The sequence below is a fragment of the Cognatilysobacter segetis genome (assembly GCF_004359965.1).
In the GTDB taxonomy this organism is placed as follows: domain Bacteria; phylum Pseudomonadota; class Gammaproteobacteria; order Xanthomonadales; family Xanthomonadaceae; genus Cognatilysobacter; species Cognatilysobacter segetis.
Genome location: NZ_SMRQ01000063.1, coordinates 1 through 16220, shown reverse-complemented (window position 1 = coordinate 16220; position 16220 = coordinate 1). Strand labels below are relative to the sequence as shown.

General features: G+C 71.8%; 15 protein-coding genes. 4 read left to right on the top strand and 11 right to left on the bottom strand.

Annotated features, from left to right (window positions below; all coding sequences use genetic code 11):
* The 7 genes from E4F61_RS12185 to E4F61_RS12155 all read right to left on the bottom strand — a co-directional run.
* Positions 1 to 252 (bottom strand): LpxL/LpxP family acyltransferase (locus E4F61_RS12185; RefSeq protein WP_484482004.1); only part of this gene is annotated, 252 nt, incomplete at its 3' end.
* Positions 249 to 1574 (bottom strand): O-antigen ligase family protein, encoded by a 1326-nt coding sequence (locus E4F61_RS12180; RefSeq protein ID WP_425480154.1) that lies wholly within the window; start codon positions 1572 to 1574, stop codon positions 249 to 251. The genes E4F61_RS12185 and E4F61_RS12180, both read right to left, overlap by 4 nt.
* Positions 1555 to 2682, bottom strand: coding sequence for a glycosyltransferase (locus tag E4F61_RS12175; protein WP_133479919.1), 1128 nt, complete (start codon positions 2680 to 2682; stop codon positions 1555 to 1557). Before E4F61_RS12175 ends, E4F61_RS12180 begins: the two co-directional genes overlap by 20 nt.
* A gap of 22 nt (positions 2683 to 2704) precedes the next feature.
* Entirely contained in the window at positions 2705 to 2914 is a 210-nt protein-coding gene (locus E4F61_RS12170; RefSeq protein ID WP_133479918.1) for a zinc-finger domain-containing protein, read from the bottom strand.
* 58 nt (positions 2915 to 2972) lie between these two features.
* On the bottom strand, positions 2973 to 3680 hold the full coding sequence (locus E4F61_RS12165) for a pirin family protein (RefSeq protein ID WP_133479917.1): 708 nt from the start codon (positions 3678 to 3680) through the stop codon (positions 2973 to 2975).
* Between the two features lie 3 nt (positions 3681 to 3683).
* Complete coding sequence (locus tag E4F61_RS12160; RefSeq protein WP_133479916.1) at positions 3684 to 4298, bottom strand: YceI family protein; 615 nt, start codon at positions 4296 to 4298, stop codon at positions 3684 to 3686.
* A gap of 21 nt (positions 4299 to 4319) precedes the next feature.
* Positions 4320 to 4910: a malonic semialdehyde reductase gene (locus tag E4F61_RS12155; protein WP_133479915.1), complete on the bottom strand. Its 591-nt coding sequence runs from the start codon at positions 4908 to 4910 to the stop codon at positions 4320 to 4322.
* Positions 4911 to 4997: 87 nt separating this feature from the next.
* Between E4F61_RS12155 and E4F61_RS12150 the strand changes: the two genes are divergently transcribed.
* A complete protein-coding gene (locus E4F61_RS12150) occupies positions 4998 to 5969 on the top strand; it encodes a mitochondrial fission ELM1 family protein (RefSeq protein ID WP_133479914.1) in 972 nt (323 codons plus the stop codon).
* Positions 5970 to 5977: 8 nt separating this feature from the next.
* Here the strand turns inward: E4F61_RS12150 and glnE are convergent, their stop codons facing one another.
* From glnE to groES, 4 genes are all read right to left on the bottom strand, one after another.
* A complete protein-coding gene (glnE, locus tag E4F61_RS12145) occupies positions 5978 to 8770 on the bottom strand; it encodes a bifunctional [glutamate--ammonia ligase]-adenylyl-L-tyrosine phosphorylase/[glutamate--ammonia-ligase] adenylyltransferase (protein ID WP_133479913.1) in 2793 nt (930 codons plus the stop codon).
* A 195-nt stretch (positions 8771 to 8965) separates the two neighbouring features.
* Positions 8966 to 11575, bottom strand: coding sequence for a S8 family serine peptidase (locus E4F61_RS15005; protein ID WP_202908997.1), 2610 nt, complete (start codon positions 11573 to 11575; stop codon positions 8966 to 8968).
* A gap of 308 nt (positions 11576 to 11883) precedes the next feature.
* Complete coding sequence (groL, locus tag E4F61_RS12135; RefSeq protein WP_133479912.1) at positions 11884 to 13524, bottom strand: chaperonin GroEL; 1641 nt, start codon at positions 13522 to 13524, stop codon at positions 11884 to 11886.
* Positions 13525 to 13582: 58 nt separating this feature from the next.
* The gene (groES, locus tag E4F61_RS12130) at positions 13583 to 13870 is read right to left on the bottom strand and encodes a co-chaperone GroES (RefSeq protein WP_027083774.1); all 288 of its coding nucleotides are present in this window, start codon (positions 13868 to 13870) and stop codon (positions 13583 to 13585) included.
* Positions 13871 to 14446: 576 nt separating this feature from the next.
* On the opposite strand from groES, the gene E4F61_RS12125 reads away from it, so the two are divergent.
* The 3 genes from E4F61_RS12125 to E4F61_RS12115 form a co-directional block, all read left to right on the top strand.
* On the top strand, positions 14447 to 14848 hold the full coding sequence (locus E4F61_RS12125) for a helix-turn-helix domain-containing protein (protein ID WP_133479911.1): 402 nt from the start codon (positions 14447 to 14449) through the stop codon (positions 14846 to 14848).
* Between the two features lie 41 nt (positions 14849 to 14889).
* The gene (gene cutA, locus E4F61_RS12120; RefSeq protein WP_133479910.1) at positions 14890 to 15213 is read left to right on the top strand and encodes a divalent-cation tolerance protein CutA; all 324 of its coding nucleotides are present in this window, start codon (positions 14890 to 14892) and stop codon (positions 15211 to 15213) included.
* The coding region (locus tag E4F61_RS12115; RefSeq protein ID WP_274380535.1) for a protein-disulfide reductase DsbD domain-containing protein at positions 15206 to 16220 on the top strand (1015 nt) is incomplete at its 3' end. The genes cutA and E4F61_RS12115, both read left to right, overlap by 8 nt.

Here is a 16220-nt window from a genome sequence, read left to right as displayed (position 1 = left end):
CGCGCGCAGCAGGCGCTCGCGGGCCCCGTCGTCGAGCTCCGGAAAGCACAGGCGGAGGTTCACGCGCGCGGCGTGGCGGCGCGAAGGCGCGAGGGCGAAGGCGAGCGCGCCGAGGCCGCGCCCGAGCGCGCGCTGCAGTGGCCAGGGCAGGCGCGCGGCCGCGGTGAGCAGCGCGACGCCCGCACGCATCGGCCAGTGCCGCGGGCCACGCGGCACGTCACCCGCCGACGTCGGGCCGACCGCCGTTGTCATGCCGGCGCGGGCTCCGTCGCGGGACGGTCGGTGGCGAGCAGGCTGCCCGCGTAGAGGGCGAACAGCATCAGCGTCAGCCCGCCCCAGAACGTCGAATAGAACGCGAGGTGCGTGTTGAGCGGGAACACGGTGACGACCAGCGCGAGCATCGCCGGACGTGCCTGCCGCCGCGCCGCATCGTCCGCGTAGCGCCAGGCGCGCCAGGCCTGCGCGGCACCGGCGAGCCACAGCAGCAGGCCGAGCGCGCCGGTCTCGCTGAGGATTTCCAGCACGATCTGGTGCGCGTGCAGCGCCGGGCCCTCGCCCCACTCGGCCGGCTGGCCGGGCGCCGGGTCGCAGCCGGCAAACGCCTGGCGGAATCGCCGCACGCCCACGCCGTTGACCGGGTGCTCGCGCGCCATGCACGCGGCGGCGGACCAGATGCGGCCGCGGCCGGACAGCGCGCTGTCGATGTCGCGGTGGTCGCCGGCGAGCGCGCGCGTCGTGCGTTCGATGCGATCGCGCACCTGCGGCACCGTCACCGCGAGCACGGCCAGCGCCACCGCGCCGAACAGGAACACGCCCGCCAGGCGCTTCCAGCCCAGCACGCGCCAGCCCGAGAGCAGCAGCACGAGGCCGTAGGTGATCCACGAGGCGCGCGAGCCCGCCAGCACGATGACGATGCCGACGGCCGCGGCCGCCGCGAGCCAGCCCGCGGCACGGAAGCGCGCGGCCGCCGCCCACAGCAGGAACGGCGAGAGACTGGCGACGACCTGCCCCAGCTTGAGGTTGCAGGGCCCGAGGAAGCCGCTGAGCCGGTCGAGCTGCGCCACCGCGTCGGCGGGGCACATGCCGCGCCCGCTGATCGCCTGCTTGGCCTGGTCGATCATCGCGAACAGCGGGCTGGTGCCGCTGACCGCCTGCAGCAGCGCATCGACGACCCAGACCGCGACGATCACCGCGAGGCCGCCGAAGGTGCGACGCCGCGATTCCGCATTCGCCACCGAGGCCGCGACCAGCCACAGGAACGGGAGATGGCGCAGGTCGGCGGCGGCGTCGAGCAGCGCGCGCGGCGGGTCGAACGTGTCGAAGGCCGAGATGAAGCGCGGCACCCAGTACGCCGCGAACATCACGCTCGTCAGCGCCCAGGCCGGGCCGCTCAACAGGCGCGTGCCGCCGCGGAAGCGCGCGCGCACCAGCATGAACATCGCGATCAGCGCGCCGATCACCAGCACGGCTTCGGCATAGCCGGGCGCGGGCCACAGGGCGACGTAGGCCAGCACCCAGGCGGGCGCCCAGCGCCAGCCGGTCGGCGGCACGCCGTCAGCCGGCGAGTTCGTGATAGACGCCAAGCGTCGACTCCTGCATGGCCTGCAACGTGAGCGGAATGCTAGCCGGCGGCCGTGGCGGCCGCGCGAGCAGCGCGCGCGCCGCGGCGTGCAGGTGTTCGGGGTCGAAGGGCGCCACCGCGCCCTCCGGCTGGAAATCGGCGAGCAACTCGCCCACGCCGCCATGCGCCCAGCCCAGCACCGGGCGGCCGACCGACAGCGCCTCGAGCACCGTGCGCCCGAACGCCTCGGGCTTGCGCGACAGCTGCAGCACGAGATCGCTCGCCGCGTAGGCGCGCGCGATGGCGTCGGTCGGCGGCGTGAACGCCACCGCCGCGGCGATGCCGAGCTGCGCGGCCTCGCGCTCGAGCTCGGCGATGTAGGCCTCGCGGCCAGGCTCGCGCGCGCCGGGCAGCCACAGGCGCGCGTCGAGGCCGTCGGCACGCAGCGCCGCGAGCAGCGCGAGACCGTCGCCGTGGCCCTTCAGGCGCGTGCCGCGACCCGGCAGCAGCAGCAGCGGGCCGTCGCCGGCGAGCGCGGGATGCTGCGACGCGGCCCATGCGCGGGCGTCCGCGTCATGCGCATCGACGCGCGGGAACATGGCCGCGTCGATGCCGCGCGGGATCACCCGAAGTGTCGACGCATCGGTCGCCGGGTAATGCGTCATCACGTAGTCGCGGACGGTTCGCGAGACGCAGATCACCCGCTCGCCGCGCGTCATCACCGCGCTGTAGCGGGAGGGCGAGTTCAGGCCGTGCACGGTGGTGACGAAATGCGGGCGGCGCGGCGCGTCGATCCCGCGGAGCGCCAGCAGGCCGACCCAGGCGGGCAGGCGCGAGCGCGCGTGCACGATGTCGGCGCCGCCGATCACGCGTCGCAGCGCCGGGACCTGGCGGAGCACGAGCGGCGACTTGCGACCGATGTCGAGCGCGACGTGCGTCGCGCCGAGCGCCTCCAGGCGCCGCACCAGCCGGCCGCCGCGGGACACGACGATCGCGCGATGGCCGGCCTCGACCAGCGCCTGCGCGATTTCGAGCGTCGAACGCTCGACGCCGCCGGATTCCAGCGCGGGCAGCAGCTGGACGACGGTCAGGCGGCGGGACGGATTCGGAGTCGAGGCCATGCCGGGCTCGGGGCCGCGGGCCTCAGTCCTCCAGCACGAACTCGGCGCCGCAGTACGGGCACTGGCATTCGCGCTCGGCCTCGATCGGCAGGTAGACGCGCGGATGCGAGTTCCAGAGCGCCATTTCCGGCAGCGGGCAGCTCAGCGGCAGGTCCTTGCGCGTGACCGTGTAGCGCTTGCGGGCATTGGCCGGCTCGGCGGTCTGCGGGGCGGAAGCGTTGCGTTCGGTCATGGCGGCGCGGCGATGCGGACTGGGCGACGATTCTACCAGCCGCGTCGCCGGGACCCCGTCAGCGTGGCAGGTCGAACAGCAGCAGCTCGGCGGGGCCGTTGGCCTCGACGTGCAGCGGCTCGCCTTCGTCGACGAAGCCCAGCGCGTCGCCGGCGCGGAGCACGCGGTCGGCGGCGAGCACGGTGCCGCGCGCGACCTGCAGCCAATAGCGGCGACCGCTGTCGAGGGCACGATGCGTCGAGGCGCCGGCTGCGAGCGCGATGCGGTACAGCCGCGCGTCCTGCCGGATCGCGAGGCTGCCGTCGGCGCCGTCGGGCGAGGCGATTTGCACCCAGTCGCCGGCATCGTCGCCGGGCTGCGGCGCGCGCTGCGCATAGGCCGGCGGCGCGTTGACGCGATCGGGTTGGATCCACACCTGCAGGAAGTGCACGGGTTCGGTAGGCGAGCCGTTGAACTCGCTGTGCTGCACGCCGTGGCCGGCGCTCATCCACTGCACCTCGCCGCGGCCGATCGTGCCGCCGCCGCCCGCGCTGTCCTTATGCGCGAGCTGGCCGTCGAGCACGATCGACAGGATTTCCATGTTGGCATGGCCGTGCGGCGGGAAGCCCCCGCCGCCGGCGACGCGATCCTCGTTGATCACGCGGAGCGGCCCGAAGCCCATCCACTGCGGGTCGTAGTACTGGCCGAACGAGAACGTGTGGTGGCTGTCGAGCCAGCCGCCGTGCGTCGCGTGGCCCCGCTCGCTGCCCGGGCGCTCGATGATCATGGCTTACTTCTTCTTCGGCGCCGGCGTCGCGGGCGCGCCGTCCGCCTTCGGCACCATCGCCTCGGTGGTGATGCGGATCTGGATCTCGTCGCTCACGTTCGGCACGTAGGCGGCCACGCCGAAGTCGCTGCGCTTGAGCGTCGTGGTGGCATCGAAGCCGACCGCCTCGCGCTTGGTCATCGGATGCGGGCCCGCACCGTTGATCGTGACGTCGAGCACGGTCGGCTTGGTCACGCCATGCACGGTGAGGTCACCGCTGACGCGCAGCTTCTTGTCGCCCGCGGCCTCGACCTTCGTGCTGCGGAAGGTGATCGTCGGGTATTTCTCGGCGTCGAAGAAGTCGCTGCTGCGCAGGTGCTTGTCGAGGTCGGGGATCGTGGTGTCGAGGCCGGCGAGCGGCAGCGTCACGTCGACCTTCGACGCGCCGACGTTCTGCGCGTCGTACACGATCGCGCCGTCGGCCTGGCCGAAGTTGGCGAACGGGTGCGAGAAGCCGAAGTGGCTCCACGTCGCGGTGACCTGCGTGTGGCTCGGGTCGATCTTGTACGTGAGCGGCGCGGCGAAGGCGGCGCCGGTGACGGCGGCGAGCGCGAAACCAAGGGCGATGCGCTTGAACATGGAGGTGCTCCGGGTGAGGGCTTAGAGGATCTGCGCCGCTTCGTCGAACGGCAGGCGGGGAGAACGCGGGAATACTTGGCTGAAATCGCCGGTGCCCAGGTTCACGAGGAAATTGGACCGGATGCGGGTGCCGGCGAAGAATTCGGCGTCGACCTTCGCGTTGTCGAAGCCCGACATCGGGCCGGTGTCGAGGCCCAGCGCGCGCGCCGCGAGGATCAGGTAGGCGCCCTGCAGCGAGCTGTTGCGCAGCGCGACGGTTTCGAGGTGCGCCTCGGGCTTGCCGTCGAACCAGCCCTTCGCATCCGTATGCGGGAACAGGTACGGCAGCTTCTCGTAGAAGGCCATGTCGTAGGCGACGATCGCGGTGACCGGCGCTTCGACCGTCTTGGCGCGGTTGCCCTCGTCGAGGAACGGCGCCAGGCGCTGCTTGGCTTCGGGCGACTTCACGAAGACGAAGCGCGCGGGCGTCGTGTTCGCAGTGGTCGGGCCCATCTTCACCAGCTCGTAGAGGCGGTGCAGCGTCTCGTCGCTCACCTCGCCGGTGAACCGGTTGTGGGTGCGCGCGGTGACGAACAGCTGGTCGAGCGCCTCCTGCGAAAGCGGCTGCGGCATCGGCATTTCCTCGACAAGGGGGAAGCGCAGTGTAGAGTCACGCCGCGAAACGGCCGAGGCTGGCCCCGGAACGGATCGATCCGACCCGTGCAACGCTCTTCCCCCACCCGACTCGTCACCCTCACCGACGGCCATGCCGGCAACCTGCGGCAGGCGCGTGCGCTGGCGGCGGCGCTGAAGCTCCCGTCCAGCGACATGGTGCTGGCCGCGCGCGCCCCGTGGCGCTGGTTCGCTCCGCGCCGCCTCGCCGGCAGCGAACGGGCCTTCGGCGATGCGTTCTCGCAGCTGCTCGCCGACCCCGTCCTCACGCGCACGCTGGTGATCGGCTGTGGCCGGCAGTCGGCGCTCGCCACGCGGCTGCTGCGCGAGCGCGGCGCGCATGCGGTGCAGATCCTCGATCCGCGCATCCGCACCATGCACTGGGATGCGGTGATCGCGCCGCGCCACGACCGACTGCGCGGCGACAACGTGATCGTGCTCGACGGCTCGCTCAACCCGGTGCAGGACACCTGGCTCGGCGCCTCGCGTGCGGCGTTCGCGGCGTTCGGCCAGTTGCCCTCACCCCGCACCGCGGTGCTGATCGGCGGGCCCACCTCGAACTTCTCGCTGTCGCCGCGCCAGCTCGATCGCTGGGTGCGCGATCTGCGTGCGCTGATCGAACGCGAGGGCGGCAGCGTGCTCGCCACGACCTCGCGACGCACGCCGCCCGCGATGGTCGCGCGGGTGAAAAAGCGCCTGCACGGGCTGCCCGGCGTGGTGTGGACGGGCTCGGTCGACGGCCGCAATCCGTACGCGGCACTGCTGGGCTGGGCCGACCGCATCGTCTGCACCGCCGACTCCGTGAACATGGTGTCCGAAGCGAGCGCGACGCGCGCGCCCGTCTTCGTCGCCGGCGAGCGCCGCCTTCGCGGTCGGCCGCGGCGCTTCGTCGATGCGCTGCTGCGCGCGGGTCGCGTGCGCCCGCTCGATGCCACGCTGGCGCCGTTCGATGCGCCGCCGCTGCGCGAGACGCAGCGCGTCGCGGCCGAACTGCGGCAACGCTTCGGGATCGACGGCTAGGCGGTCCGCTAACGGGCGGCGTCGGCGCCGAAGTCGAGCCCGCAGTCGGCCGCGATCGCCCGCACGACGGCGCGCGCATGCTCGACCGCGTCCTCGCGCGGCACCCGGCGCGCGCGTCGATCCAGCGTGCAGTCGAGCCCGCGCGCGAGCAGCACGGCATGCGCGTCGGCCAGTCGCGTGGCATCGCCCGGCGACAGCACGCCGGCCTCGCGGCAGGCCTCGATCAGGTCCGCGCTCGCGCGCGGCGGTAGCAGCCCGGGGTGTGCATGCGCATGCACGAGCACGGCGGCCTGCAACACGAATTCCAGATCCACCAGCCCGCCCTCGCCCTGCTTGAGGTCGAACAGCGCGGCGTCGCTGCGATCGAGCTCGGCCCGCATGCGCAGCCGCATCTTCGAAACGTCTTCGCCGACCGACGCCGCATCGCGCGCGTGGCCGAGCACCTCGGCACGCACCCGCTCGAAGTCGCCGCACAGGTTCGCATCGCCGTCGATGCAACGGGCGCGCACGAGTGCCTGGTGTTCCCAGGTCCATGCACGTTCGCGCTGGTACGCGGCGAAGCTCGCCAGGCTCGAGACCAGCAGTCCCTTGGCGCCATCGGGCCGCAGGCGTACGTCGACGTCGTAGAGGCGGCCGGCGCCCGTGGGCGTGCCGAGCAGCGCGACCACCTTCTGCGCGAGGCGCGCGTGCCAGCGCTGCGCGTCGAGCGGGCGCGCGCCGTCGGATTCGGCGTCCGCCGGCGCGTCGAACAGGAAGACGAGGTCGAGGTCGGAGCCGAAGCCGAGTTCCTCGCCGCCGAGGCTGCCGTAGCCGAGCACCGCGAAGCGCGCCCCCGGCACGCGTCCGTTCGCGGAGGCGACCTCGGCGTCGGCGATGCGCACCACGGCCGCCACCCCCGCGTCGGCCAGCCACGCGAGTTGTCGCGCCGCGTCGGCGGCGGAGGCGCGGCGGTCCCGCACCGCCATCGCGACGCGGAAGCTCAGCGCCTGCCGCACTTCATTGAGCGCGCGCAGCGCCTGCTCGGTGTCGTCGATGCCGGCGACTGCCGCCTCGCAGGCGTCGTGCACCGCCGCGCGCCCCGGCAGCGGGCCGGCCACGCGCGCGTCGAGCAGCTCGTCGAGCAGCAGCGGATAGGCGGCGAGCCGCTCGGCGAGCAATGCGCTGTTGGCGACCACGTCGACCAGCCGCGCGAGCGCCTGCGGCTGTTCGTCGAGCAGTGCGAGGTAGGCGCTGCGCCGCAGGATGTTGGCGACCAGCGCGAGCAGCCGGCGCATCGCGAGCATCGGTTCGCGCGAGCGAGCGGCGCCTTCGAGCAGCGCGGGCATCACGCGGTCCAGGCGCGCGCGGGTCGTGTCCGAAAGTGCGTGCACGGCCGGCGCGCGCGCGAAGTCGCGCAGCAATGCGTCGGCCTCCACGGCATCGGCGAAGCCCGCGTCGGCGAGGCTGTGCGCATCGCCGCCGTCGGGTAGCGCGTGCCAGTAGGCGGCCAGCGCGCCCGGCGCGATGACCTGTTCGCGCGGCGCCAGCAGCGCCGCGAACTCGGCCGCCACGGCGCCGCGGACGGCATCGAGGCCGGCGCGGAAGTCGTCCCAGCCCGCATGCCCGAGCCCGCGCGCGATGCGTTCGCGGTCGACGGGATCGGTGGGCAGCGCGTGGGTCTGCGCATCGCGCAGCATCTGCAGGCGGTTCTCGACGCGCCGCAGGGTGAGGTAGTGCCGCGCGAGCATGTCGCCGGTCGCGGCGTCGACATGGCCGGCCGCCACCAGCGCGCGCAGGGCCGGCAGCAGGCGCCGCTCGCGCAGCGCGGGCTCGCGGCCGCCGCGGATCAGCTGCAGCGCCTGCGCGAGGAACTCGATCTCGCGGATGCCGCCCGGCCCGCGCTTGATGTCGTCGACGCGGTCGCGCCGCGCGACTTCGGCGGCGATCGACGCCTTCATCGCGCGCAGGCCGTCGAGCGCGCCGAAGTCGAGGTAGCGCCGGTAGACGAAGGGACGCAGCGCGTCGAGCAAGCGCTCGCCCGCGGCGATGTCGCCGGCGACGGGGCGCGCCTTCTGCCAGGCGTAGCGCTCCCAGTCGCGGCCCTCGCGCTGGAAATACTGCTCCAGCGCCGGGACCGACCAGGCCAGGCGGCCCGCGGTGCCGAACGGGCGCAGGCGCAGGTCGACGCGATGCGAGAAGCCGTCGGCGGTGACCTCGTCGAGCAGCTTGGCCAGCTGCTGGCCGAGGCGCGCGAAGTAGGCCTCGGCGTCGAGCGCGCGCGCGCCGTCGGAGACCCCGCCCTGCTCGTAGGCGTAGACGAGGTCGATGTCGGAACTGAAGTTGAGCTCGCCGCCGCCGAGCTTGCCCAGCCCGAACACCACCAGCCGCTGCGCGTGCCCGTCGGCATCGCGGACCACGCCATGGCGCGCGACGAACTGCGCTTCGATCGCGCCCAGGGCCAGTGCAAGGCAGCGCTCGGCGAGACGCGTGCTGCCCGCCAGCGTCGTCTCGACGTCGTCGAGGCCGTGCACGTCGCGCCAGACCAGCCGCGTCGAGCCCGCCGCGCGGTAGCGTCGCAAGGCGCGCGCCCAGTCGGCGGGCGCGTCGGGGGACAGCACGGGCTCCGGGATGTCCGCCGCGCCGTCGTCGGCGAGCAGCCGCGCCAGCAGGTCGGGATCGCGGGCGAGCGCGTCGATCGCGAAGTCGCTGGCGCGGGCGACGGGCACCAGGCGGTCGCACGCGTTCGGCGGGGCCTGCAGGCGCTGCAGCGCGCGTTCGACGAGCGTTTCGACGGCTCCGGGGGCCGCGGCGAGGGAAGGCATGCGCGGATTCTGGCATGCGGCCGCACTGCGTCCGGGACGAAAAAAAGCCCGCTGGCGTTGCCGCCAGCGGGCCCTTGCTCCCTCCCCCACGTCGGGTGCACGTCTACTGTTAAAGAGACGTGATGGGGAATGCACGCTGCAGCGCAGCAAAAGCTATACGGTTCAGCCGGCCTTCCGTGGCCGGCAGTGCGCGGCTCAACGGTTGACGGTGATCACCGGCGACGTCCACGTCTCCCAATGCGCCGGGTTTTCCGCGTCGCCGAGGGCCTTGAGCACCTCGAGCTCGACGGTGTAGCGCCCGTTCGGCACGGTGTAGGTCTTGTTGCCCGCGACCGTCGTTCCGTCCCAGGTGAACGCGAAGAAGCCGGTCGGCGTCGAGTTGCGGCCCATCCACTCGGTCTGCAGCGCGCGATGCCACGACTTCCCGCTGTCCGCGTCGCGCACCGTCATGCGTACCTTCTGCGACTGGTGCTCGAAGTGGATGAGGAAGAACGGCACGTCGTTGCCGGTCATCGTGTACGTCGCGCCCGAGGGCTGGTTCACGTAGTTGGCGCCGCTGAGCTTGGCCAGCCACGGGAAGCCGAACGCGGTCGGCACCAGCACCTGCCGCGCCTGGTAATCGCCGATGTAACCCGCGAAGGGCACGCGCAGCACCGGGCTGCCGTCGTCGGGCGTGGCCACCACGAAGCCGCCGTACAGGCCGCCTGCCGTGGACGCGAGCGTGGGCGGCGGGGTGACCGTCACGGCGACGCCGAGCGCGGTGGACGGCGGTACGGTGATGGTCGAGCGCGAGAACGCCACCGACGCGCCGTTGCTGAAGAACGACGGCGTGTACGTCGACGGCCCGGTGGTCAGCCCGTTGACCGACGACAGCGTGTACGTCACCGCGCGGCGACCGCGGTTGTCGAGCACGAGCGTGCGGGTCTGCGGGCCCGCCTGGCTCTCGCCGAGCGACAGGTTGGCGGGCTCGATGCGCGTGGTGGACAGCACCGCGTTGTCGATGCGCAGCATGCCGCTGCCCTGGCGCTGCACCGGCTCCAGGAACCCGAGCCCGGGGTTGCCGGACCAGAGCTTGGGCTGCGCGCTGTTCTCGAGGATCGTGCGCACGGCACCGGCGGCGGTGCGCGGCGCCGCCTGCAGCAGCAGCGCCACCGCGCCGGCCACGTGCGGCGAGGCCATCGAGGTGCCGCTCATCGAGCCGTAGCCCCCGAGTTCCAGCGGGATCGTCGAGTAGATCGACCCGCCCGGCGCGCCGATCTCCGGCTTGAGCTGCAGGTCGGGCGACAGGCCCCAAGACGAGAACGACGAGATCAGGCCGCCGGTCGGGTTCGGCACCGAGGCCTGGAACGGCCCCCAGGTGAGCTGCGTCGGTCCGGCGGCGATGCGGCCGTCGAGCAGCGCGCCGTCGTCCATGCTGATCGCGACCACCGGGATGTTGATCGACGGCGTACCGGCCACCGTTGGCGTTATGAAGCCCGCCGCGTTGTTGTAGAGCACGACCGCCGCCGCGCCCGCGGCCTGCGCGTTGGCGGCCTTGATGTAGAACGAGCAGGTGCCGCGGCGGATCAGCGCGGCCTTGCCGGCGAGGCTGTTGGCTGGCAATGCCGAGCAGGCATCGGCGGTGGACGCCGTCGTGCCGGTCCGCGCCAGCACGGCGGTGCCGGACGACGGCGGCGGCGGTGCGCTGGTGGCGGCGGAGAAGCCGACCTTGCGGTCGTCCGGCGACACCGAGAAGGCCGGCAGGCGCACCGCGGTGTTGTCGAACGAGGCGACGCTGATCACCTTGTCGCCCACGCTCGGCGCGCCCAGCGAATACATGCCCGTCGCGCCGCTGTTGCCGGCGGAGGCGACCACGACCACGCCCTTGTTCACCAGGCGCGACGCGGCCTTCGCGGTCGGATACTCCGGCCACTGGTAGGCCGCGCCGATGCTCATGTTGAGCACCTGCATGCGATCGGACAACGCCCGTTCCATCGCGGCCAGCATGATGTCGGCGGTGGTGGAGCCCTCGCAGCCGAACACGCGGTACGCGCCGAACGTCACCTTGGGCGCGACGCCCTTGAGCGCGCCGTCGGCGCCGATGATGCCGGCGACGTGCGTGCCGTGCCCCGCGCAGTCGTCGGGGCGCGCATCGGGCGTCGGGACCGGGTTGTAGGAGGGCGACGTGGCATCGGCGTTGAACGCGTCGCCGACGAAGTCGTAGCCCGTCGCCACGCGCGCGCTCGGGAACGCGGTGGCGCCGTTGACGCCGCCGCCGCCGAACGCGGGATGGTCGATATCGATGCCGGTGTCCATCACCGCGACGCGCACGCCGCGGCCGTCGAGACCGAGGCTGTTCTGCGCGACGTCCGCGCCGGTCATGGCCAGCGCGGTGTAGAGCTCGGGGGCGCCGCCGCCGGGCAGCGGCTCGGGCGGCGCGATGGTCTCGACCGGGTAGATCGCCTTGACCCCCGGCATGCGCGCCAGCGTGCCCAGCTGCGCGCGCGACACGGTGACGGAAAAGCCGTTGAAGAGGTTGTCGAACGCGTAGTTCTCGATGTAGCGAAGGCCCGCGTTGCGGGCGGCGGCGCGGAACGTCTGCTTCTCGGTCTGCAGCGCGGCGGTGGAGCCGTTGTCGCCCAGCGGGGCGTTGGACAGCTCGACGAACCAGCGCTGCGGGGTCTCGTCGACCGGTCCCGCGTCCGGGTCGGGCGCGGGCGCGGGCGATTCGGGCTGGACCCAATTCACTTCGAACGCATCGTCGGCGACGGCCGCGAGGCAGGCGCTGGCGAGAAGGGAGATCGCGATCATGGAGGACTTCTTCACGGCATACCTCGGCTATGGGGGAGTGGAGCCACGGGACCGGAACGCGACGCCCCCCGGTGGTCGGCCAAGGCGGGCGTCGGCATTTAGCCTAGCTTCACGAAACGCGACTCAGGTCACGCTTTCGCCGCGGTACGACGAACGGTTGGACAGGTTCGTGACCGGCCGGGCCCCGGACGACGGCGCCGGCCTGGCGACCCCGCCCGCCGCCCCCGGCCGAATTGCCAAAGAAAAAGCCCCGCCGAAGCGGGGCTTTTCGTACTGCGGTGACGGGCTACCGGGCTGGTGCCGGGCGACCTGTCGCGGCGGGATCAGAAATCCATGCCGCCCATGCCACCCATGCCGCCGCCGCCGCCCATCGCGGGCTCTTCCTTCTTCGGCAGCTCACCGACCATCGCTTCGGTCGTGATCATCAGGCCGGCGATCGACGCGGCGTTCTGCAGCGCGGTGCGCGTGACCTTGGTCGGATCCAGGATGCCGGCCTCGAGCATGTCGACGTACTCGCCGGTGGCGGCGTTGTAGCCGAAGCTGCCGTTGCCCTCGATCACCTTGTTGAGGATGACCGACGGCTCTTCGCCGGCGTTGGTCACGATCTCGCGCAGCGGGGCTTCCATCGCACGCAGCGCGATCGCGATGCCGTGGTTCTGGTCCTCGTTCGCACCCTTGAGGTCGCGGATCGCGGCCTTGGCGCGCAGCAGCGCAACGCCACCGCCCGGCACGATGCCTTCCTCGACGGCCGCACGCGTGGCGTGCAGGGCGTCTTCGACGCGCGCCTTCTTCTCCTTCATCTCGATCTCGGTCGACGCACCGACCTTGATCACCGCCACGCCGCCGGCGAGCTTCGCCACGCGCTCCTGCAGCTTCTCGCGGTCGTAGTCCGAGGAGGTCTCCTCGATCTGCGCCTTGATCTGCTTGATGCGGCCTTCGATGGCGGCGGTGTCGCCGGCGCCGTCGATGATGGTGGTGTTCTCCTTCGAGACCTGCACCTTCTTCGCGCGGCCGAGATCCTTGATCGTCGCCTTCTCGAGCTGCAGGCCGACTTCCTCGGAGATCACGGTGCCGCCGGTGAGGATCGCCATGTCTTCCAGCATCGCCTTGCGACGATCACCGAAGCCCGGCGCCTTGACCGCGCACACCTTGACGATGCCGCGCAGCGTGTTGACGACGAGCGTCGCCAGCGCTTCGCCCTCGACTTCCTCGGCGATGATCAGCAGCGGCTTGCCGGCCTTGGCCACGCCCTCGAGGACGGGCAGCAGGTCGCGTACGTTCGAGATCTTCTTGTCGTGCAGCAGGATGAACGGGTCGTCCAGCTCGGCCTGCATCGACTGCTGGTTGTTGATGAAGTACGGCGAGAGGTAGCCGCGGTCGAACTGCATGCCCTCGACGACGTCGAGTTCGTTCTCCAGGCCCGAACCGTCCTCGACGGTGATCACGCCTTCCTTGCCGACCTTGTCCATCGCCTGCGCGATGAGGTCGCCGATGTTGGTGTCGCTGTTGGCCGAGATCGAACCGACCTGCGCGATTTCCTTGCTCGTCGACGACGGCTTGGAGATGTTCTTCAGCTCGGCGACGGCAGCGGTGACCGCCTTGTCGATGCCGCGCTTGAGGTCCATCGGGTTCATGCCGGCGGCGACCGCCTTCATGCCCTCGCGGATCAGCGCCTGCGCCAGCACGGTCGCGGTGGTGGTGCCGTCACCGGCGTTGTCGGAGGTCTTGGACGCGACCTCCTTCACCATCTGCGCGCCCATGTTCTCGAACTTGTCGGCGAGCTCGATCTCCTTGGCGACGGACACGCCGTCCTTGGTGATCGTCGGGGCGCCGAAGCTCTTCTCGAGCACGACGTTGCGGCCCTTCGGGCCGAGCGTGGCCTTGACGGCATTGGCGAGCACGTTGACGCCGCGCAGCATCTTGGCGCGCGCGTCCTCACCGAAACGGATTTCCTTGGCAGCCATTGTTGTGACCTCTAGCTAATGTGGTTCGAAAGGGAGTGCGTGGGACGGAAGGCCGCGATCAGCCGAGCACCGCGAAGATGTCGTCTTCCTTCACCACCAGGTACTCGGTGCCGTCCAGCTTCACTTCCGTGCCGCTGTACTTGCCGAAGAGCACCTTGTCGCCGACCTTGACCTTGGGCGCGCGCACGTTGCCGTTGTCGAAGGCCTTGCCCTCGCCGACGGCGACGACTTCACCCTTGATCGGCTTCTCGGTGGCCGAGTCCGGGATCACGATCCCGCCGGCCGAAACCTTTTCTTCTTCCATGCGCTTGATGACCACGCGGTCGTAGAGCGGCTTGATGTTCATGCACGAACCTCCGGCTGAGCTTGTAAGTGGTTGAAATTACGGCGAAAGACGGGAAATTTTAGCAGTCGCCGGCAGAGAGTGCCAAACCTGCGCGACGACCCGCCCGCATCGCGGACGGGGCGGGATATGGGATGCGCCGGAGCGCTTTCAAGGGGCGTTCACGAAAATCGGTGCCCGAGGCCCGCGCGGCGATCGCGGATCGCGAACGCAAAAAAAGAGCGCGTCCCGAAGAAACGCGCTCCCTGGTCCCACGGACGGCCATCCAAGCTCGCGCAATCCGGCGCGCCTCCGTAGGAACCTGACCCCATGTCCCATCGACCGTCCATGTCGATGTGCGGCGATTGTGGGCGGGCCACGTCACCCTCGCCAGTGGCTACCGGGACACCGCAATGTCCGATTCCGGTAGCGGATGGAAAACGGCCATTTATGAAATCGTATTCATTGCCGGGTTTAAGTCGGTCTTCAGCCGAGACTGTGACCTGAAGCGCACATCCTTGCGACGATATCGGTAGCGAGGTGAAACGCGGTAGAGTCGGGTTCCTGCCGCGCATCATGTGACGGGGAGCGTCACTTTCGATGAATCCACAGCAGCGCATCCGCCTCGCGCGACGCCATGCGGGCCTGTCGCAGGCCGCCCTCGCCGAGGCCGTGGGGGTGCAACGCAGTGCCGTCAGCCACTGGGAAGCCGTGCAGGGCAAGAGCCCGAGCATGGCCAACCTGCGCCGCGTGGCCACGGTGACCGCCGTGCAGTTCGAATGGCTGGCCACCGGGCGCGGGCGCATGGGCCTGTCGCCGGACGAAACGCTCGACGGCGTGTCGGCGGTCGACGCCACGATGGTCGACGAGCCGCTCGAGCTGCGCATGCTGGCCGCGTTCCGCACCCTCGCCCCGCGCAGCCAGGCGCCGCTGGTCGAGCTGATGGAGCAGATGGCGGCCATGCGCACGGGGCGTTCGCGCGCGAGCCGGCGCGACGACTGAGCGCCGCCGGGCCGCGCCGCTGCGGCCGCTACAATGCGCGGATGCGCGCCGTCGTCATCCAATGCACCTGCCCGGACGACGCGACCGCGACGCGCATCGCGACCGCGCTGGTCGAGGAACGCCTTGCCGCCTGCGTGCAGCGGGTGCCCGGCGTCGGCGCCACCTACCGCTGGGACGGCCGGGTCGAGAACGCGACCGAGACGCTGCTGCTGATCAAGACGGCGGCCGACCGCATCCCTGACGTATTCCGCCGCGTACCGGAGCTGCACCCCCACGACGTGCCCGAACTGCTCGCGCTCGACGCGCGCGACGGCACGCCCGCCTATCTCGACTGGGTCATCGCCCAGAGCCGTGACGATGCCTGACTTACTGCGCCGCCTCGCGCGGCCGATCGCCGCCCTCCTTCTTGCTGCGCTGGCACCGGCCGCCGCCGCGATCACCCCCGACCAGCTGCCGCCCGTCGACCAGGTGTTCGTGCCCAGCGCGCGCTACACGGACGGCGCGATCGAGGTGCGCTGGACGATCGCGAAGGGCTACTACCTCTATCGCCATCGCACGTCGGTGCAGGCCGATGCCGGCTTCGACGCAGAGCCGCTGCGCATGCCCCGGGGCGACGCGCACCGCGACGAATTCTTCGGCGACGTCGAAACCTACCGCGGCGCGCTGGTCGCGACGCTGCCCGGCACGGCGAAAGCGGCGCGCACGGTGCTGACGGTCAAGTACCAGGGCTGCGCCGACGCGGGCGTCTGTTACCCGCCGCAGACGCGGCGCCTGAGCGTCGATCTGCCCGCGCCGGAGGCCGCTGCCAGCGACGTCATCGCCCCCCCATCGCCGTTCGGACGCGCCCGCGGCACCGCCGGCCTGGTCGACGCCGCCCCGCTGCCGGAGGCCGAGGCGTTCCGGTTCGAGGCGATCGCCGGCGACGGCAACACCGTGCTGCTGCGGTTCTCGCCCGCGCCCGGCTACTACCTCTACCGCGATCGCACGACGTTCGCCCTCGATGCCGCCGCGCGGAAGGCCGGCTTCGCGCTGGGCTCACCCCGCTGGCCGCCAGCGCGCGGGCACCGCGACGAGCACTTCGGCGACGTGGCCGTGTACTTCGATCCGGTCGACCTCAGCCTGCCGGTTACCCGCACCGCCACCGCGGCGCGGACCCTGCAGCTCACCGCGCGCTTCCAGGGCTGCCAGACCGACGGCATCTGCTACCCGCCGATGACGCGCACGGTGGCGGTCGAACTGCCGGCCGGGCGCATCGGCGCGACTCCCGCGGTCGAACCGGCCACCAGGACGCCCGACCCCGCGGCGGCCTCCACGCCGAGCGATGGGCCGCCCGCCGCCCTTCCGCCGACCGCGGCGGCCGCCGCGACGACGG